This window comes from Burkholderia sp. SJZ089 (assembly GCF_007828315.1).
Taxonomy (GTDB): Bacteria; Pseudomonadota; Gammaproteobacteria; order Burkholderiales; family Burkholderiaceae; genus Burkholderia; species Burkholderia gladioli.
Map to the genome: position 1 here is coordinate 156,744 of NZ_VIUM01000010.1, position 19,245 is coordinate 175,988.

General features: G+C 69.8%; 11 protein-coding genes. All 11 read left to right on the forward strand.

All coding sequences use genetic code 11. From position 1 onward, the window contains the following. Positions 1–1,044: 1,044 nt before the first annotated feature. The 11 genes from FB600_RS19865 to FB600_RS19915 all read left to right on the forward strand — a co-directional run bounded on the left by FB600_RS19865 (position 1,045) and on the right by FB600_RS19915 (position 19,224). Positions 1,045–8,181 (forward strand): beta-1,3-glucanase family protein, encoded by a 7,137-nt coding sequence (locus tag FB600_RS19865; protein WP_261383422.1) that lies wholly within the window; start codon positions 1,045–1,047, stop codon positions 8,179–8,181. A 90-nt stretch (positions 8,182–8,271) separates the two neighbouring features. Continuing rightward, positions 8,272–8,736, forward strand: coding sequence for a type II secretion system major pseudopilin GspG (gspG, locus tag FB600_RS19870; protein WP_098154669.1), 465 nt, complete (start codon positions 8,272–8,274; stop codon positions 8,734–8,736). Between the two features lie 145 nt (positions 8,737–8,881). After that, positions 8,882–10,069, forward strand: coding sequence for a type II secretion system F family protein (locus tag FB600_RS19875; protein ID WP_145757251.1), 1,188 nt, complete (start codon positions 8,882–8,884; stop codon positions 10,067–10,069). Next, the gene (locus FB600_RS19880; RefSeq protein ID WP_098154668.1) at positions 10,069–11,778 is read left to right on the forward strand and encodes a GspE/PulE family protein; all 1,710 of its coding nucleotides are present in this window, start codon (positions 10,069–10,071) and stop codon (positions 11,776–11,778) included. The genes FB600_RS19875 and FB600_RS19880 overlap by 1 nt, the downstream gene beginning before the upstream one ends. Next, a complete protein-coding gene (locus FB600_RS19885) occupies positions 11,771–12,637 on the forward strand; it encodes a hypothetical protein (RefSeq protein ID WP_186083039.1) in 867 nt (288 codons plus the stop codon). The genes FB600_RS19880 and FB600_RS19885 overlap by 8 nt, the downstream gene beginning before the upstream one ends. Continuing rightward, the gene (locus tag FB600_RS19890) at positions 12,634–13,185 is read left to right on the forward strand and encodes a pilus assembly protein (protein ID WP_145757250.1); all 552 of its coding nucleotides are present in this window, start codon (positions 12,634–12,636) and stop codon (positions 13,183–13,185) included. Before FB600_RS19885 ends, FB600_RS19890 begins: the two co-directional genes overlap by 4 nt. After that, positions 13,182–15,116, forward strand: a complete 1,935-nt coding sequence (locus tag FB600_RS37275; RefSeq protein ID WP_186467950.1) for a hypothetical protein — start codon at positions 13,182–13,184, stop codon at positions 15,114–15,116. Before FB600_RS19890 ends, FB600_RS37275 begins: the two co-directional genes overlap by 4 nt. Then, complete coding sequence (locus tag FB600_RS19900) at positions 15,113–15,655, forward strand: hypothetical protein (protein ID WP_096749924.1); 543 nt, start codon at positions 15,113–15,115, stop codon at positions 15,653–15,655. The genes FB600_RS37275 and FB600_RS19900 overlap by 4 nt, the downstream gene beginning before the upstream one ends. 31 nt (positions 15,656–15,686) lie before the next feature. Continuing rightward, positions 15,687–18,230, forward strand: coding sequence for a cohesin domain-containing protein (locus FB600_RS19905; protein ID WP_096749923.1), 2,544 nt, complete (start codon positions 15,687–15,689; stop codon positions 18,228–18,230). Beyond that, complete coding sequence (locus tag FB600_RS19910) at positions 18,227–18,814, forward strand: type II secretion system protein (protein WP_096749922.1); 588 nt, start codon at positions 18,227–18,229, stop codon at positions 18,812–18,814. Before FB600_RS19905 ends, FB600_RS19910 begins: the two co-directional genes overlap by 4 nt. Further along, positions 18,814–19,224 (forward strand): type II secretion system protein, encoded by a 411-nt coding sequence (locus tag FB600_RS19915; RefSeq protein ID WP_096750683.1) that lies wholly within the window; start codon positions 18,814–18,816, stop codon positions 19,222–19,224. Before FB600_RS19910 ends, FB600_RS19915 begins: the two co-directional genes overlap by 1 nt. The last annotated feature ends 21 nt before the right edge of the window (positions 19,225–19,245 follow it).

Here is a 19,245-nt window from a genome sequence, read left to right on the forward strand (position 1 = left end):
TCGTTTTTCGGAGGTGCGAATCACGGGTGCCCGCTGAGACGGCGATGAGCGTGTTTGATGCGCGCCAATCCTCCATCGAGCGCCGAGGTCGGTACAAGCCGGCAAAACAGCGCAGGCCGTGCAGCGATCGACGGCAACGAATCACCCCCGCAAACAATCGTTCCCTATGCAACCATCTCGCTTCGCGTCGCGAGAGAAGGGTTCGCGTCGTAAAAAGACTGAAAGCCTTCGTTCATGAGACGCTGCGGGCAATGTAAAGCCTCGCCTACAGGGGATCACGTTCACGGGGTGCACGCGAACGGCCAGCATCGGGACGACACATCGGGTCCGATGCACACCACGGCCTCGCCGCAAAACAAACGAGAACGCCAGACACTGCCGCAGGCTCGATTCACACCGCAGACGACACTGCCGCGGATGCCATCACGCATCCCTGGCGGGACGCTTGCGAGCTTCGTATTCAGGATGTTGTCGCCGTTTCGCCCAGCCGATCGCGGCTGCCCATCGTGCTTGCGCGATCGCGCGCACCGATCGGCGCCGGGTGCGATCGCGTGTGTTTTCCCCTTCGCGCGAGTGCCCGCGTGAGGCCGGAAAACCGCGCGCGCATGTGTTTCGTAATGCTTTGGAAAGCAATTTCCATCAACGCGATACACGATCTTTGCGGCTTACGCATTCATTCCTGAAATTTACTAGTTGCAAGGGTTTACACCTAATCAATTTCGAATTTGCAGGCCGTTATCCCCTGCTGATGCCACGTAAGGGTCATCCCCTATTTGGCGGGTAAAACGTTTGCGCCCCGTCAAGAACGGGGCAAGGCCAACGGGGCGGGCGATGAATCAGGAGCGTGGGCGAGACCGGCCGGAAGGCGGCCCGGGGCCACGCTGCACGGCATTGGGGGGCGTGCGCGGGATGCGCAGCCTTGAGTGCAAGACATACCTAAAACGCAAAACTGGGAAACTCAACATGCGCAAGAGTGTTAGGCATCCAGCCTGGCAGGGTGCGGGCTTGTTGCTCCTGTTATGGGGGCTATTCCTGCTATCCGCGATGCATGCGCGCGCAGCGGTGCCGCTGCCGCCGAGCAATCACATCCGGATCAACCTGGGTGCGACGCCGTGGAAATACATCAAGGACGCCGATGACCCGAATTCGATGAATCGGAGCTTCGACGATTCGAAGTGGCAGTCGATCGGCGTGCCGCAGACGCCCGCCGACAACGACACCTTCATCAACATCGAGTCGGGCGGCGGCCAGGGCCAGCTGACCGGCAATACCAACTGGTATCGCAAGCACTTCACGCTCGATCCCTCGTTCGGTCCCGACAAGCTCAACCGCAAGATCCTGGTCGAGTTCGAAGGCGCGCACACCGGCGTGCAGGTCTACATCAACGGCCACTTCATCCCGGGCAACAGCCAGGTCGCGGCGAACGCGCAGGCCACGCACGTGATCGGCTTCATCCCGTTCGTGGTCGACATCACGCCCTACGTGCAGTTCAAGGACGCCAACGGCCAGCCCTTCGACAACGTGCTGGCGGTGAAGGTCTCGCGCGGCGACAAGTTCTTCGAGTCGCCGAGCTTCTCGGGCGCGTTCCGCTTCGGCCAGGACGACACGGGCATCTTCCGCCCGGTCTGGATGGACATCACCGACCGGATCCACATTCCCGAGAACGTGTACGCGGTGCTCAATACCTGGGGCACCTACGTGGCGACCGTCACGGCGAACGATGCGTCCGCAACCATCCGGGTGCAGACCAACGTCCTGAACGAGTATTCGTCCGACCAGCCGGTCACGCTGACCACCCAGATCGTCGACGCCTCGGGCGCGGTGGTGGCCACCGCGCAGGACACGCGCACGCTGCCGGCGAACAGTACCGGGCCGCTCGCGCCCGCCCTGTTCGACCAGATCCTGACGGTGAGCAACCCGCATCTCTGGTACCCGAACAACAGCATCTACGGTCATCCGTACATGTATCACGTGATCCATTCGGTCAGCGTGAACGGCGTGGTGGTGGACACCAAGGAGAGCCCGCTGGGCATCCGCACCATCACCTGGAACCAGAACTTCCCGGTCATCAACGGCCACCCGCACTTCCTGTGGGGTGCCTCGGGCCGTTACGACTATCCGGCGCTCGGCTCGGCCGTGCCGCCGAACCTGCAATGGCAGGATCTCTCGCTGCTCGCGCAGGCGGGCGGCAGCTCCTATCGCCCCGGCCACTCGAGCCAGGGCCGCGAGTGGCTCGACGCCGCCGACGCCTACGGCATCATGATGCTGCAGCCCAGCGGCGACGGCGAGAACGGCTTCAGCGCGATCTGCAGCGGCACGGTCACGGGCAATTGCGTGTCGGCCGACAACATCACGCTCAAGGAAGAGCTGCACCGCGACATGATCATCCATGATCGCAACCATCCCTCGGTGCTCGCCTGGGAGGCGAACAACGGCAAGATGGACACCAGCATCGCCAAGCAGCTCAAGCAGATCTCGCGCACCTGGGACTTCATCAACACGCGCGCCCAGGCGGACCGCACGCCGGATCCCGCCAACGGCGACATCCTCGGCTGCTCGGGCCAGGGCTGCGACGTCGGCGTCAAGCAGAGCAACCCGGGCGTGCCGGCCTATGGCTCGGAATACTGGGGCGACGGCCTGGGCCGCTGGAAGTACGACTTCGAGATCCAGTTCGCCGCGTCCTACATCCGCGACTGGGTGCACAGCGTGGCCGGCAAGTCGTTCGGCATGGCGCACTGGTACCTCGCCGATACGCCGGGTGAAATCAACACGCAGACCGACGGCACGCTGAACACCAACGTGCGTTCGAACGGCGCGTCGATGATGGACGCGAACCGCTTCCCGCGCCTGCTGTACTACATCTACCAGGCGCTCTGGACGCCGAACCAGATCAAGCCGGTGGTCAAGCTGGCGAACACCTGGAACCGCAACACCACCGGCAACGTGCGCGTCAACGCGTTCAGCAACTGCCACTCGGTGCAACTGCGCCTGAACGGCCAGATCGTCGGTCCGGCCCAGGCGCCGAACCCGGTCAACCAGGATCCCTCGGCCGACATCACGCAGAACACCACGCTGCTGCCGGGCCAGGTCCATTGGGACAACATCCCGTTCCAGCCGGGCACGCTGGTGGCCGAGTGCCTGAACGACGACCTGCAGGTCGCCGCCACCGACACGCTGGTCACGGCCGGCCCCGCCGACCACCTGCTGCTGACGGTCGATCCGCAGATCACCAAGCCGGACGGCGACACCTTCGTGCTGACCGCCAACGGTACCGACGCGGCCACGCTGACGGCCAAGGTGGTGGACGCCCAGGGCAACCTGGTGCCGGACGCCGGCCAGACGCTGACCTTCGCCGTCAGCGGCCCGGGCACCTATCGCGGCGGCACGGACCACTACGTCGACCACTCGCAGCCGCAAGGCTGGCACGCGCCGGGCGACCCGAACCTGCTGGCCGAAGGCGGCATGGCGAAGATCGCGGTGCGCACGCAGTTCCAGCCGGGCACCGTCAACGTCACGGTCTCGTCGCCGGGCCTGGCCAGCGCGAACGCCTCGTTCGTGGTGCAGCCGGTGCCGCTGGCCGACACGCAGCCGTTCGACGGCACCGACATGAACGTCGGCCCGCAGCAGCAGACCGCGCCGCAGATCCTGACCCAGCCGAGCGACCAGATCGTCACGCTGGGCCAGAGCGGCACCTTCACGGTGCTGACCGCCGGCGCGACGCCGATCGGCTATCAGTGGTTCAAGAACGGCCAGCCGATCGCGGGCGCCAACGCGTACAGCTACACCACGCCGGCACTGCAACAGGGCGACGACCACGCCAGCTTCAGCGTCGAGGTCAGCAACAGCATCGGCAAGCTCGATTCGCGCAATGCCGTGGTCTCGCTGGTGCAGCCGCAGGCGCCGACGATCCAGCTGCAACCGCTCGCGAAGAACATCACCGCGGGCCAGAGCGCCGAGTTCACGGTGCAGGCATCGGGCTCGCCGGTGCTGACCTACCAATGGCTGAGGAACAACCAGCCGATCGATGGCGCGACCTCGCCGGTGTACGACACGCCGGTGATGCAGACCACCGACAGCGGTTCGCTCTATAGCGTGATGGTGAAGAACAGCGCCGGCGTGATCACCTCGGACCAGGTGGCCCTGACGGTCAACGTGGCGACGCCGCCGGTGATCGTCTCGGACCTCGCCGACCAGAGCGTGCCGTTCGGCCAGAGCGCGACCTTCAGCGTGAGCGCCACGGGTTCGAACCCGCTCAGCTACCAGTGGACCCACAACGGCCAGCCGGTCGGCGACAACGAACCGAGCCTGCTGATCTCGCAGGCCCAGTCGAGCGACGCCGGCAGCTACGTGGTGACCGTCACCAACACGGCCGGCAACGTCAGCAGCCGCACCGCGACGCTGACCGTGAGCGGCACCGACGCCTCCAACCTCGCGCTCGGCGCGCTGGCCAAGTCGAGCAGCGACCAGAACGGCGGGCTGATGGCCGCCAACGCGATCGACGGCTCGACCACCACGCGCTGGTCCTCGGCGCCGGAAGTCGATCCGTCCTGGCTCGAGGTCGACCTCGGCTCGGTGAAGACCTTCAACAAGGTCGTGCTGATCTGGGAAAACGCCTACGCCTCGCAGTACGACATCCAGGTGTCGAACGACGAGAAGACCTGGAACACGGTGTTCCCGAACGGCCAGCCCGATGGCGCCGGCGGCACCACCGCGCCGGTCACCGGCGCGGGCGGCACCGAGACGCAGTTCTTCGCCAGCCAGTCGGCGCGCTACGTGCGCATGCTGGGCACCAAGCGCGCCACGCAGTATGGCTACTCGCTGTTCGAGTTCCAGGTGCTGGACGCGCCGCAGTGCTCGGCCAACAGCGCCACCGAGCGCTACACGCCGATCCCCGCGCAACCGGGCACCTGGCAGTCGACCATCCCGGGCCTGCCGTCCGGCCCGTTCGTGCCGACCGTGAAGGACAACGTCAGCGGCCTGACCTGGCAGCAGACGTACACCACCTTCGCGGCCGACGGGGCGCAGTTCACGCAGCAGATCGCCGACCAGTACTGCAAGTCGATCGGCATGCGCATCCCGACGCTCAACGAGGCGATGACGATCGCGCGCGCCAACTACGCGTCCTGCGCGTTCCCGTCGCCGTGGCGCACCTGGACCACGACGCCGGTGCCGAACATCGACAACAACGCCTGGTTCGTCGAATCCTCGGGCAAGTCCTGGGCGGGCATCATCAACAACACGCCGGGCTGGGTGATGTGCGTGTCCGGCACCACCTCGCCGGCACCGGTGATCGTCACGCCGCCGGTGGCGACCACCGCCAGCGAAGGCCAGGGCGCGCGCTTCACGGTGGCCGTCACGGGCACCGGCCCGCTCGACTACCAGTGGAAGCGCAACGGCCAGCTGGTCGCGATCACCACCATCCCGTCGTACACCACGCCGGCCCTCACGGTGGCGAACGACAACGGCGCGATCTACACGGTCGACGTCAGCAACGCCGGCGGCACGGTGAGCAGCGCGCAAGCCCTGCTGACGGTGGTGCCCGCCACTGCCGGCAACGGCGGCAATGGTGGCAACGGCGGTAACGGCAACAACGGTGGCAATGGTGGAGACAACGGCGGCGGCGGCAACACGCAGCCGCAAACCCCGAGCGCGAACCTGGCGCTCGGCAAGCCGGCCGTCTCGACCGGCAACGAGAACGACGGCTACGGCCCGTCCAATGCAACGGACGGCAGCCTGAATTCGCGCTGGTCCTCGGCCTTCTCCGATCCGCAGTCGATCACCATCGACCTCGGCACGGTGCAGACCGTCGACCGCGTGGTGCTGCGCTGGCAGGACTCGTACGGGGTGGACTACAAGATCCAGACCTCGACCGACAACGACCAGTGGAACGACGCGGTGACCAAGACGGGCGACACGGGCGGCACCGAGGACCTGCGCTTCCCGGCGCCGGTGCAGGCGCGCTACGTGCGCATGCTCGGTACCAAGCGGGCCACGCAGTACGGCTACTCGCTGTTCGAGTTCGAGGTCTACAACACCGCGAACACCCCGGCCTTCCCGATCACGGCCACCTCCAGCGGCGCGGGCACGCTCACGCCGACGGGCAGCACCTCGGTGCTGCAGGGCGGCGTGCAGACCTACCAGTTCGTTCCGGCCGCCGGCGGCGCCGTGACGGGCGTGCAGGTCGACGGCAAGGACATCGGCATCGTCGATCACTACACCTTCGACGACGTGCTGGCCCCGCACAGCATCAACGTGACCTTCGGCCAGGCGGCAGCGGCGGTGAACCTGGCGCTCGGCACCAAGGCCACGGCCAGCGGCCTGGAAGGTGACGGCTATCCGGCTTCCAATGCGGTGGACGGCAACCTGAACACGCGTTTCTCGTCGAATTTCGCCGACGACGCGTGGCTCACCGTCGACCTCGGCAAGGAAACCGCCTTCAACCGGGTGGTGATCAACTGGGAGAACGCCTACGGCAAGCAGTTCCTGATCCAGGCCTCGCACGACAACGTCGACTGGTCGAATACCGTCTATACCCAGGCCAACGGCAAGGGCGGCATCGACGACCTGTCGTTCAACACCACGACCGCGCGCTACATCCGCCTGCAAGGGCAGCAGCGCGCGACCGGCTACGGCTACTCGCTGTTCGAGTTCGCGGTGTACAACGACCCGTCGAAGGCGGCAGGCACGGGCTCGGGCAGCACCGGCACAGGCTCCGGCAGCACGGGTTCCGGTTCGGGCAGCACCGGCAGCGGTGGCGACACCGGCACGCAGCAACCGGCCAGCCCGTTCGTCGAGCAGCCGGCCAACCAGGCGGTACCGGTGGGCCAGCCCGGCCACTTCGCGGTGATGATGTCGGGTACGGGGCCGTACACGTACCAGTGGCAGCTCGGCGGCAAGCCGATCGCCGGCGCGACCAGCCGCATCTACGACACGGCCGCCGCGGCGGCCGGCGACAGCGGCAAGCAGTACAGCGTGGCGGTGACCGGCCCGGACGGGACGGTCCTGACGTCGAACAGCGCCACGCTGACGGTCGACACGACGGTACCGAAGTACACCGTCACCCCCGGCCTGATCGGCGTGGACCTGCAGAACAACACGCAGGGCGCCTACACCGACGACCAGGTGTACGTGGCGGTGATCGCGCGCGACCCGGCGACCGGCCAGTTCGCCTGGCTCAAGCCGGACGGCACGATCGTCGCCTCGTCGGTGGCCGACAACGATGCGCCGAACCACCTGACGGCACCGAACGGCCAGAACTACAGCAACTACTTCTTCACGCTCGCGCAGAGCAAGACGCTGCAGTTGCCGCCGATGTTCTCCGGCCGGATCTTCGTGTCGCTGGGCAGTCCGCTGTACATCAAGATCAACCAGGCCGCGGACGGCAGCATCGGTTTCGCGCCGCCCGATCCGAACAACGGCACGGACCCGAGCCTCGGCATCCCGTTCGACTGGTACGAGTTCGCCTACGGCGGCAACGGTCTGTGGATCAACACCACGCAGGTCGACGAGTTCGGCTTCCCGCTCACGCAGGACGTCTACTCGGCGAACGGCACGGTGCACCAGCGCACCGGCATCACGCAGCGTCGCGCCGATCTGTTCCAGGCCTACACGCGTGAAGTCTCGACGGCCTTCCAGCCGTCGGTCCCGTCGAACTTCCGGATCATGGCGCCGGCCCACGACTCGTTCGCGGTCGGCAAGGTGAACGGCAACTACTTCGACGGCTACGTCAACGACATGTGGACGTTCTACGCCTCGAACGACCTGCCGGTAGTGGCGGGGGCGCGTGCCTTCGTCGGCCGCACCTCGGGCACGCAACTGGTGTTCAAGGAGATCGATCAGCACAACGGCCAGTTCGCCGGCAGCACCTATGCCGTGAACAAGCCGAGCACGCAGGCGGTGCTGCTTTGCAACGACGTGTTCCTCGACGGCGATGCGACGCAGCAGCAGATCGAGGCGCAGCTGTGCGCGGCGATCAACCGTCACGTGATGGGCGACGCGAGCAAGTGGAACGTGCCCTCGGCGTACTACGCGGCCTCGCCTTACAACGAGTACGCGCGGTTCTGGCATGACCACGGCGTGAGCGGCCTGGCCTATGGCTATGCCTTCGACGACGTGAACAACCAGAGCTCGACGATCCAGGTGCCGGTGCCGGAGCACATCGTGCTCGGGATCGGCTACTGACGGCCGGCGGCTGATGCCGCAAGGCACTGGCCAGGCAAATCCGGGCGCCCGCGGTAGGGGCGCCCGCTCAACTTTTTCGAAGGGTGATCGATGATGAACCGGACCCCGGTCCAGGCGAGCGGCGCAGGCCGGCCACGGCTCGCAATCCGCCGCCGCGCGCGCGGCTTCACGCTGCTCGAACTGCTGGTGGTGCTGGTCATCATCGGCATGCTGGCGGCCATCGTCGGGCCGCGCTACTTCGCGCAGCTCGGCAAGTCGCAGGTGACGGTGGCCCGCGCCCAGATCGACGTGCTGACCAAGGCGATCGACAACTACCGGATCGACGTCGGCCGCTTCCCGACCGCCGAGGAAGGGCTGCAGTCGCTGGTGGTCAAGCCCGCCAGCGCCGACAAGTGGAACGGCCCCTACCTGAAGAAGGAAGTGCCGCTCGATCCCTGGGGCCACCCCTACGTCTACCAGGTGCCCGGCACCAAGGGCGACTACGCGGTGATCTCCTACGGCCGCGACGGGCAACCGGGCGGCGCCGGCGAGGACGCCGACATCAGCAGCGAATGACGCCATGCCCGGGTCCGCGCGAGCGGACCCGGCATCGCCTTGCGCCTGTGCCCGCCCCGGGCGGGCGGCGGACGCAAGGCCATGCAGCGAGCGGCAACAGCAAGCAGCAACAGGCAGCAACAAGCAGCAGCGGGAACCCAGCACCATGCAATTTGAAGTCAGAGCGCTTTCGCCGGAGAACCGGATCATCGCCCTCGTCGTCGACGCCCAGGACGAGGCCGGCGCGCGCGCCCACGTCGAGGCGCGCGGGCTGCATGTCACGCGCGTGGCGCCGGCGCGCGCGCTGGGCCGCCCGGCGGGCGGGCGCGGCCGGATCTCGCTGGTGCTGTTCAGCCAGGAACTGCTGGCCCTGCTCAAGGCCGGCCTGTCGATCGTCGAGGGCCTCGAGGCCCTGCTCGAACGCGAGGGCGGCGCGCGGCTGCGCGGCGTGCTGGAGCGGATCCTGGCCGGGCTGCGCGAGGGCAAGCGCTTCTCCAGCCTGCTCGGCGAGCAGCCCGATGTGTTCCCGCCGCTCTACGTCGGCATCGTGCGCGCGGCCGAGGGCACCAGCGACCTGCCGCGCGCGCTGCAGCGCTACGTCGACTACCAGGAGCGCATCGACACGGTGCGCAACAAGCTGGTCAGCTCGGCGATCTATCCGTCGATCCTGCTGGTGGTGGGCGGCGGCGTGTCGACCTTCCTGATCACCTACGTGGTGCCGCGCTTCGCGACCATCTACGAAGGCACCGGCCGCGCCCTGCCGTGGATGTCGCAGATGCTGCTCGACTGGGGCAAGTTCGCCAGCGCGCACGGCCTGCCGCTGGCGCTGGCCGCGCTCGCCGGCGTGGCCGCGATCTTCCTCGGGGTGCGCGCCACCATCGAGCGCGTCGGCCTGGTCAGCCTGCTCTCGCGCGTGCCGCTGCTCGGGCCGCACCTGCGCATCTACCAGCTCTCGCGCCTGTACCTGACGCTGGGCATGCTGCTCGAGGGCGGCATCCCGATCGTGGCGGCGATGGAGACCGCCTGCGGCACGGTCTCGCCGTCGATGCGCGACGCGCTGCTGCTGGCGCGCTCGGCCGTGCAGTCGGGCGAGCCCCTGTCGGGCGCGTTCCAGGCCCGCCAGCTGACCACCCCGATCTCGCTGCGCATGCTGCGGGTGGGCGAGCGCTCGGGCGAACTCGGCGCCATGCTCACGCAGTCGGCCGCCTTCTACGACGGCGAGATCAGCCGCTGGATCGACCGCTTCACGCGCATGTTCGAGCCGCTGCTGATGTCGGCGATCGGCGTGGTGGTGGGCACCATCGTCGTGTTGCTCTACATGCCTATCTTCGATCTCGCGGGGAGCCTGTCGTGATGCATCTCGAAACCGCGCCGGGCGAGGCGCTGCCGCTCGACGCCATGCCCTTCGACGCCGAACTGCTGGCACGCGCCCGCGCGAGCGCGGCCGCCACCCAGCGGCACCTGGTCGAGGAACTGCAGGCGCTGACCGGCGCCGAGCCCATCGAGCTGCTGCGCGCGCTGGCGCGCCAGACGGCGATGCCGGTGCTGGAGACGGCCGGCATGCTGGCGCTCGAGCCGGTGTTCGAGCGCGTGCCGCTGTCGCGCGCCATGCAGCGCCGCTGCGCGCTGCTGCGCGAACCCGGCGGCGCGCTGGTGGGGGTGGTCACCAGCCCCTTCGACCTGGACCTGCAGACCTGGCTCGGCGCCCAGGCCGGCGCCGCCGTCGAGATGCGGCTCGCGCTGCCGGGCGACCTCGCCGCCTATCACACGCGCCTGGAGGAATCGGCGCGCGCGGTCGACAGCCTGGTGAGCACCGGCGACGGCCTGCAGGCCGACGGCCGCGCCACCCAGGTGCTGTCGTTCCAGAGCGTCAACGAGGCGGCCAGCCCGGCGGTGAAGCTGGTCAACTCCACGCTCTACGACGCGCTCAAGGCCGGCGCCTCCGACATCCACCTGGAGAGCACCGCCACCGGCCTGGCGCTGAAGTACCGCGTGGACGGCGTGCTCGACGCGGCCGCCACCCTGCACGGCGTGGAAACCGCCGAGCAGGTGATCTCGCGCCTGAAGGTGCTGGCCGAGCTCGACATCGCAGAGCGCCGCGTGCCGCAGGACGGCAGCTTCCGCGTCGCCGCGGGCGGGCGCGACATCGACCTGCGGGTGTCGATCATGCCGAGCATCCACGGCGAGGACGCGGTGATCCGGATCCTCGACAAGCGCGCCATGATCGAGGCCTATGGCTCGCTCACGCTGGAGGCGCTCGGCTACGACGCCGATTCGCTGGTGGCGCTGCGCGCGCTGGCCGAGGAGCCCTACGGCATGCTGCTGGTGACCGGGCCGACCGGCTCGGGCAAGACCACCACGCTGTACGCCGCGCTCACCGAGATCCACAACGGCCGCGACAAGATCATCACCATCGAGGACCCGGTCGAGTACCAGTTGCCCGGCATCCTGCAGATTCCCGTCAACGAGAAGAAGGGGCTGACCTTCGCGCGTGGGCTGCGCTCGATCCTGCGCCACGACCCGGACAAGATCATGGTGGGCGAGATCCGCGATCGCGAGACCGCCGAGATCGCCGTGCAGTCGGCGCTCACGGGCCACCTGGTGCTGACCACGGTGCACGCCAACAACGTGTTCGACGTGTTCGGCCGCTTCGGCCACATGGGCATCGATCCCTATGCCTTCGTCTCGGCGCTCAACGGGATCTGGGCGCAGCGGCTGCTGCGCGTGAACTGCCCGCGGTGCGCGGCGCCCTACCAGCCGAGCGACGCCGAGCTGGCGCGGCTCGGCCTGTCGCGCGAGGCCACCGCCGGCTACGACTTCCGCCAGGGCACCGGCTGCGGCGACTGCCGCGGCACCGGCTATCGCGGCCGGCGCGCGATCGCCGAGATCCTGATCCTCGACGACGAGATTCGCGACCTGGTGGTGGAGAAGCAGCCGATCCGCGTGATCAAGGAAGCCGCGCGCCGCAACGGCACGCGGCAGTTGCGCGAGGTCGCGCTGGGCCTGGTGAGGCGCGGCGAGACCACGCTGGCCGAAGTGAAGCGGGTGACCCTCAATGCTTGAACGCTGGATGAAGCGGCTCGCGCCGCGTGGACACTGCCGGCTCGCGCTGTCGCGCACCACGGTGACGGTGCGGCGCGTGGGCGCCTCGCGCAAGGTGCCGGCGCTGTTCGTCGAACGGCCGCTGCCGGAGGCGGGTGCGCCCGAGGTGCTGGCGGCCGCCATCGGCGCCGCGCTGGAGGAATCGGGCGGCCACGGCCTGCCCGTGCACGCGAGCTTCGCCGACGAGCTGGCGCGCTATTTCATCGTCACCCCGGCCGACAACAGCCGCCGCCTGCAGGACCTGCGCGCGGCGGCCGAGGTGCGCCTGCAGATGCTGTACGGCGACGATCCGGCCCGCTGGCAGATCCTGGCCGACTGGCAGGCCGCCGAGCCGTTCCTCGCCTGCGCCGTGTCGCGCGCCTGGGCGGGCGCGCTGCACGCGGGCGTGGCGGCCGCGCGCGGTTGCCTGGTGTCGGCGATGCCGGAGTTCGTCGCGGCCTGGAACCGCTCGCGCCGCGAGCTCGACGCCGGCACCTGGCTGGCCACGCGCGGCGAGCGCGCGCTGACCCTGGGCCTGATCGGCGCCGCGCCGCGCGCGCGGCTGGCGGCGGTGCGCACGCTGGCGCTGCCGGAGCCCGCGCCCTCGCTGGGCTGGCTGCGCCAGCAGGTCGCGCGCATGGCCCTGCTCGACAACCTGCCCGCGCCCGCCGCGCTGCTGCTGCACGGCCCGCGCTGCGAGCCCTGGCTGCCGGGCGCCACCGACTTCACCGAGCCCGGGCTCACGGTGCGCTGGGCCGAATCGGCCGAGCGCGCGAGCGTCGGCGGCGGCCCGCTGGCCGAGCCCGCCGCGCCGCTGGCATGGAGCGGCACCGCGCAATGAGAAGCCTGCCCATCGATCTCGCGCCCTTCAGCCTGCGGCGCGAGTGGCACCGGATTCGTCCGTCCGCGCGCATGCTCGCGCTGGTCGGCCTGCTGCTGTGCGGCGTGGCCGCGTGGCGCGCGCAGACGCTGATCGTCAGGCTGCAGGCGCTCGACGCGCAGACCGCGCGCATCGTCGAGCGCAACGAGCGGATCCTGCGCGCGGCGCAGCGCGTGCACCGCGAACCGGTCGACGCCAGGCAGGCGGCGGCCGTCAACCTGGCGGTGGCGCGCCTGAACCTGCCCTGGGACGCGCTGCTCGACTCGATCGAGGCGGCCACCCCGGCGCAGATCGCGCTGATGACCATCACCCCCGAGCCGGCGCGCGCGCTGATCCGCATCGAGGCCGAATGCGCGGGCAGCCAGGACCTGCTCGACTACCTGGCCGCGCTCGGCAGGCAGCCCCTGCTGGGCCGCGTGACGCTGACCCGGCACGAGCTCGTGAAGGACGGCATGGACCCGGTGCTGCGGTTCCAGGTCGAGGTGCAATGGCGGGGGAGCGGTTCGTGAACCTGCAATCCCTCGCGCGCGGCCTGCTGCGGCTGCGCCTCGCGCTGGCGCGCTTCGGCACCGGCCCTTTGGCGGCCGGCGCGGCACTGGTCTGCGCCGCGCTGCTGTGGCTCGGCGTGCTGCCCGGCATGGCCGCGCGCGTCGAGGACGAGACGCGCTCGGCGGCGCGCCTGGCCACGCTGCCGCCGCCCAGACCGGTGATCTCGGCGCCCGAGCTGGCCGCCGATCGGCTGGCCGGCTTCTATCGCGGGCTCGGCGATTCGGCGCACACCGGCGAGATCGTGACGCGCCTGTTCGAGGCCGCGGCCGCGGCCGGCGTCACGCTCGACAAGGCCGAGTACAAGCCGGGGCACGACACGCCCGGGCGCTTCGATACCTACACCATCGTGCTGCCGGTGAAGGGCGATTACGCGAAGCTGCGGCTGTTCAGCGAGAAGGTGCTGCTGGCCGTGCCCTACGCGGCGCTCGACGACATGCGCTTCAAGCGCGGCTCGGCCAACGACGCGGGCGTCGAGGCGAGCCTGCGCTTCACGGCTTTCCTGCGACCGGTGACGATCGCGCCGCTGAGCGCGTCGGAGGTGGCGGCGATCGAGGCGGCGGGGGCGGCTTCGGGCGCCTCGGCGACGGCGGTGGCCGGTGTGCCTGCGAGTGGGGTGGCGGCGGCAAGCGCTGTTTCTGCGAGCGGGGCGGCGGTTGCGGTTTCGGCGGTCGCGGCGAAGTCGGCGGCAGCGATGCCGCAAGCCGCGTCAACGATCGACACGACTCGGCGTGCGCTGGCATCCGGTGACGGTTTCGTGCCGCTGCCGAGCTCGGGCGCGGTGAGCCCGCATCCGCTGGCGGTGGTGCCGGTGAATGCGCAGGCGCATGGCGAGGCGACGGCAGCCAAGCCGGTGAGCGCGGTGACGTCGGTGCCGAAGTCGCCGGTGACGCTGCCGGCGCTGGCGACGGCGAAGCCGGCTGCGGCGGCGCCCGCCGCGACGGCAACGCGCGTGGCGCGGCAGCCGGGCGAGCGTGGTGAGACGGCATCTCCGGCGGTGCCGGCGGTTCACGCCGCCGTCGCGCGCGACACGAAACCCGTGGCGCCGTCGACGGCAGTTCGCGCGGCGCCGGCACCCGGCGCGGCCGGCATCGCGATGCCGGTTCCGGTGGCGGCACCGGCTCGCGGCGCTGTGGCGAAGCGCGCGGCGACGAGGCCATTGGCCGCTTCGGCTCCTGGTGTGATTGCGAAGCCGGAAAACGCGAAGGCGGCTGGCTCGGCGATTCCGCAGACGGCCGAGGCGAAGGCGACGCCAGGCGGCTCGGCACGGATGGCGGCCTTGGCCGCCGAGTCGGCGACGCCGCATGCGGATCAGGCGAAGGCGACGCCAGGCGGCTCGGCACGGATGGCGGCCTTGGCCGCCGAGTCGGCGACGCCGCATGCGGATCAGGCTAAGGCGACACTCGGTGGCTCGGCGCGCATGGCGGCCTTGGCCGCCGAGTCGACGGCGCCGCGCGCGGATCAGGCGAAGGCGACGCTAGGCGGCTCGGCACGCATGGCGGCCCTGGCCGCCGAATCGGCGACGCCGCACGCGGATCAGGCCAAGGCGACACTCGGCGGCTCGGCACGCATGGCAGCCCTGGCCGCCGCTACCGCATCGGCTCCATCGACCCATTCCCAGGAAGCAAAACCCGCTTCCGCCGTCGCGGCTCGCCCGGCCGCCGCTTCCGGTTCATCGCCCACGCGTGCCATCGAAGCGCCATCCCGGCCCACCGATTCGACGCCCGAGGCGGGCGCCATCCCTGCCTCGGCCGCCGCGCCGGTGCATGTGATCGACCTGAGCGCCCAGCCCGGCGGCTCGACGCGCCGCTTCACCGAGATCGCGATCGTCTCGCCGGCCGGCGCCGCGCCCGCCTCGGCCGGCGCCGTGCCGCTCGAGGGAGGCGCGCCATGAAGAAGCCGCAGCCCAAGCACATCGTGATGGCCGCGCTGTTCGCGGCCTGCGCGCTGGTGCTGGTGTTCACGCACCACGACGCCGACGACGAACTGGTCGAGGCCACCCCGCGTCCGGCGCAGCCGAGCGTCGCGCAAGCCGCGCCGCGCGGCGCCGATGCCGAACGCGGCGCCGCGGCTGCGCCCGGCACCGTCGCGATCGCGGCGATCCGCGCGCGCGCCGAGCGTGGCGACGCCGGCGCCCACGCGCTGTTCAACACGCTGATGCTGGCGCCGCCGCTGCCCTCGGCGGCCCCTGCGCAGGTCGACGTGCCGCCGCTGCCGAACACGCCGGCGATGCCCTTCACCTATCTCGGCAAGCAGCTCGCGAACGGCCATTGGGAGGTCTATCTCGCGCGCGGCGACGACACGCTGATCGTCCACGAGCAGATGGTGATCGACGGCACCTACAAGGTCGATGCGATCGCGCCGCCCAACCTGACGCTCGTCTATCTGCCCCAGAAACTAGTCCAGACGCTGGATATCGGCAGTGCCGACTGATCCGCGCGCCACCAGGAACGAAACGTTGCGTATGCCATCCCCGAACCGAACCCGATCCCGCCCGAGCGCGCCGCGCGTCCTGCCGCGCCTGCGGCGCGGCACGCTGCTGGTCGCGCTGCCGGTGCTGCTGGGCGCCTGCGCCGGGCAGCAGGCCTATCGCGACGGCCAGAAACTGACCGCGGCCGGCAAGGTCGACGAGGGCATCGCCAAGTACAAGGAGGCCGCGAAGGCCGAGCCGGAGGACGCGGAATACCGCAAGACCTGGCTGGCCGAGCGCGAGAAGGCCGTCAACGACCTGGTCGAGGCCGGCGACCGGCTCGCCGCGGGCGGCCAGCGCGACGCGGCGCGCAAGTCCTACGAGCACGCGCTGTCGCTGAGCCCCGGCAGCGAGCGGGCCCAGGCGGGCATCTCGAACCTCGACGCCGACGCGCGCCTGAACATCGCGCTGAGCCGCGCCGAGGCGCTGTTCATGCGGCACCAGCCCGAGGACGCGCGGCGCCTGCTCGACGCGGTGCTGACCGAGGCGCCCACCAACCGGCGCGCGCTGGAGCTGCAGCGCCGGCTGTCGGCCGAGACGGGCGCGGCGCGCGTCGAGGCGGCGCTGGCTGCGGCCTACCGCAAGCCGATCCGCATCGACTTCCGCGACGCGCCGCTCAAGCAGATCTTCGACGTGATCTCGCGCTCCTCGGGCATGAACTTCCTGTTCGACCGCGACGTGAAGACCGACCAGCGCACCACCATCTTCCTGAAGAACAGCACCATCGACGCCACCGTGCGCTACGTGCTCGCCACCAACGGGCTGGCGCAGCAGGTGCTCGACGAGAACACCGTGCTGATCTACCCGAACACGCCCGCCAAGCTCAAGGACTACCAGGAGCTGGCGGTGCGCACCTTCTTCCTCTCGAACACCGAGGCGAAGACCATCGCCAACACGCTCAAGACGATCCTGAAGGTCCGCGACGTGGTGGCCGACGAGAAGCTCAACATGGTGATCGTGCGCGACACGCCCGACGCGATCCGCATGGCCGAGCGGCTGGTGTCGCTGGAGGACGTGCCCGAACCCGAGGTGATGCTGGAGGTGGAGGTGCTGGAGGTGCAGCGCAACAACGAGCTGAACCTCGGGGTGGCCTGGCCCGGCTCGGTCAACGTCACGCCGCTGCCGCTGGGCAGCGTGATCGCGCCGGTCACGGGGCAGAACACCAATACCAACACGCCGTATTACCCCTATGGCTATGGCGGCGGCTTCGGCGGCGGTTTCGGCGGCGGCTCGAACGGCACGAGCCCGGCGCTGACCATGAACGACCTGCTGCACCAGACCGTACGGACCATCGGTTTGTCCTCGCTGCAGGCTACCGTCAACGCCAACGTGCAGGATTCCACCGTCAAGCTGCTGACCAATCCGCGCATCCGCGTGCGCAACCACGAGAAGGCCAAGATCCTGATCGGCGAGCGCGTGCCGAACTTCACCTCGACCGCCACCTCGACGGGCTTCCTCTCGCAGTCGGTCAACTACCTCGACATCGGCCTGACGCTGAACGTCGAGCCGACCGTCTATCTCGACGACACGGTCGGCATCAAGCTCGCGCTGGAGGTCAGCAGCCTGGGCAACACCATCACCACCACCACCGGCACCGCCGCCTACCAGATCGGCACGCGCACCGCGAGCACGGTGCTGCAGTTGAAGAACGGCGAGACCGACGTGCTGGCCGGCCTGATCGACAACGAGGAGCGCACCTCGGGCAACAAGCTGCCCGGCCTCGGCCAGTTGCCGGTGCTCGGCCGCCTGTTCGGCGCCACCGACGACCAGGCCAAGAACACCGAGATCGTGCTGGCGATCACGCCGCACCTGGTGCGCAATATTCGCCGGCCCGACGCGGATCTCGCCTACTTCACCTCCGGCACCGAAACCAGCATGCGCAGCATGATCCAGTCGAACGGGATCGCGCCGGCGGCCAGCAGCAGCTCGAGCAGCGGCGGCGCGTCGGCCGGCGGCGACACCTCGCGTTTCGGCGCGGGCGGCCAGCCGGGCGCGGGCGGTTACGGCTCGGGCGCCGGGGCCGGCGCCGGCGGCTACGGCAGCGCCTATGGCTCGGGCGGCGTGGGCCTGATCGGCGGCGGCGACGGGCTCGCGCCGGGCGGCATCGGGCCCACGCCCGGAACCGGGCAGATGACGGTGGACGGCCCGCCGCAGGTGAAGACCGGCGATTCGGTGACGGTCTCGCTGACCCTGAGCGCCGACCAGCCGGTGGCCAGCGCCGCCTCGACGGTCAGCTTCGACGCGACCAAGCTGCAGTTCGTCGGCGTGACCGAGGGCGACTTCCTCAAGCAGGGCGGCGCGCCGACCAGCTTCTCGAGCCGCGTGAGCCCCGGCCAGGTGCAGCTTTCGGATGGGGTGCAGGGCGGAATGGGGGGCGCCTCGACCGGGACCTACGCGGTGCTGACCTTCAAGGCGCTCGCGCCGGCCGCGCCGACCACGGTGAAGATCCAGCCCGGCGCGGTGGTCAGCCTGACCGGCACGCAGATCACGGTGCCGCCGCCGAGCGCCTACACGCTCGGCATCAACGCCACGCCATGATGCGCGCGCCGAAGCCCGTGCCTGGCGAGGCCTCGCAGTCGGCCTCGCAAGCGGCCCCGCTGCCGGCCTCGCGCCGCGCCCGCGCCGCGCCGGCCGCGTCGGGAGCCGGCCGGCGCGCCGCGGCCGGCTTCACGCTGATCGAGCTGCTGGTCACGCTGGCGATCCTCGGCGTGCTGGCCAGCATGACCGTGCCGGTGGCGCAGGTGATGCGCCAGCGCGAGCGCGAGCAGGAGCTGCGCGAGGCGCTGCACGAGATCCGCGCCGCGCTCGACGCCTACAAGCTGGCCGGCAAGGACGGCCGGGTGCCGGTGGAGAACGGCGGCAGCGGTTATCCGCCGAAGCTTTCCGTGCTGGTCGACGGCGTGAAGGACCAGACCGACCCGAAGGGCCGCAAGATCTATTTCCTGCGGCGCATGCCGCGCGACCCGATGAACCATGACGCGCAGCTCGACGCCGCCGATACCTGGGGCAAGCGCGCCTACGCGAGCGAACCCGACGAGCCGGAGGAGGGCGATGACGTCTACGACGTGTATTCGCTCTCGCCGGGCGTCGGCCTGAACGGCATTCCCTACCGGAAATGGTGATGGCGACGAGACTTCCGATCCTGGCGGCGCGCCGCGCCGGCAAGCGCCGCGGCTTCACGCTGATCGAGCTGCTGCTGGTGCTGTCGATCATCGCGCTGATGCTGACCATCGCGCTGCCGCAGTATTTCCACTCGATCGACGCATCGAAGGAAAAGATCCTGGCCGAGAACCTGCACGCCACGCGCGACGCGATCGACCAGTTCTACGGCGACCTGGGGCGGTATCCCGATTCGCTGCAGGAGCTGGTCGACCGGCACTACCTGCGCACGCTGCCGTTCGACCCGGTCGCCGACAACGCCACCAGCTGGCAGATCATCGCGCCCGAGGAGCAGTTTCCCGGCAAGGTCTACGACCTCAAGAGCGGCGCGCAGGGCAGCACGCTCGACGGGCGGCCGTTCGATTCCTTATGACGGCGACGGCGCGTTCGGGGG

Bases quoted from the DNA above. Each gene is read 5' to 3' on its own strand.
- FB600_RS19875 (WP_145757251.1), top strand. From the start codon at position 8,882: ATGCAATTTGAAGTCAGAGCGCTTTCGCCGGAGAACCGGATCATCGCC.
- FB600_RS19890 (WP_145757250.1), top strand. From the start codon at position 12,634: ATGAGAAGCCTGCCCATCGATCTCGCGCCCTTCAGCCTGCGGCGCGAG.
- FB600_RS19915 (WP_096750683.1), top strand. From the start codon at position 18,814: ATGGCGACGAGACTTCCGATCCTGGCGGCGCGCCGCGCCGGCAAGCGC.
- FB600_RS19885 (WP_186083039.1), top strand. From the start codon at position 11,771: ATGCTTGAACGCTGGATGAAGCGGCTCGCGCCGCGTGGACACTGCCGG.
- FB600_RS19905 (WP_096749923.1), top strand. From the start codon at position 15,687: ATGCCATCCCCGAACCGAACCCGATCCCGCCCGAGCGCGCCGCGCGTC.
- FB600_RS19910 (WP_096749922.1), top strand. From the start codon at position 18,227: ATGATGCGCGCGCCGAAGCCCGTGCCTGGCGAGGCCTCGCAGTCGGCC.
- FB600_RS19865 (WP_261383422.1), top strand. From the start codon at position 1,045: ATGCATGCGCGCGCAGCGGTGCCGCTGCCGCCGAGCAATCACATCCGG.
- gspG (WP_098154669.1), top strand. From the start codon at position 8,272: ATGATGAACCGGACCCCGGTCCAGGCGAGCGGCGCAGGCCGGCCACGG.
- FB600_RS19880 (WP_098154668.1), top strand. From the start codon at position 10,069: ATGCATCTCGAAACCGCGCCGGGCGAGGCGCTGCCGCTCGACGCCATG.
- FB600_RS19900 (WP_096749924.1), top strand. From the start codon at position 15,113: ATGAAGAAGCCGCAGCCCAAGCACATCGTGATGGCCGCGCTGTTCGCG.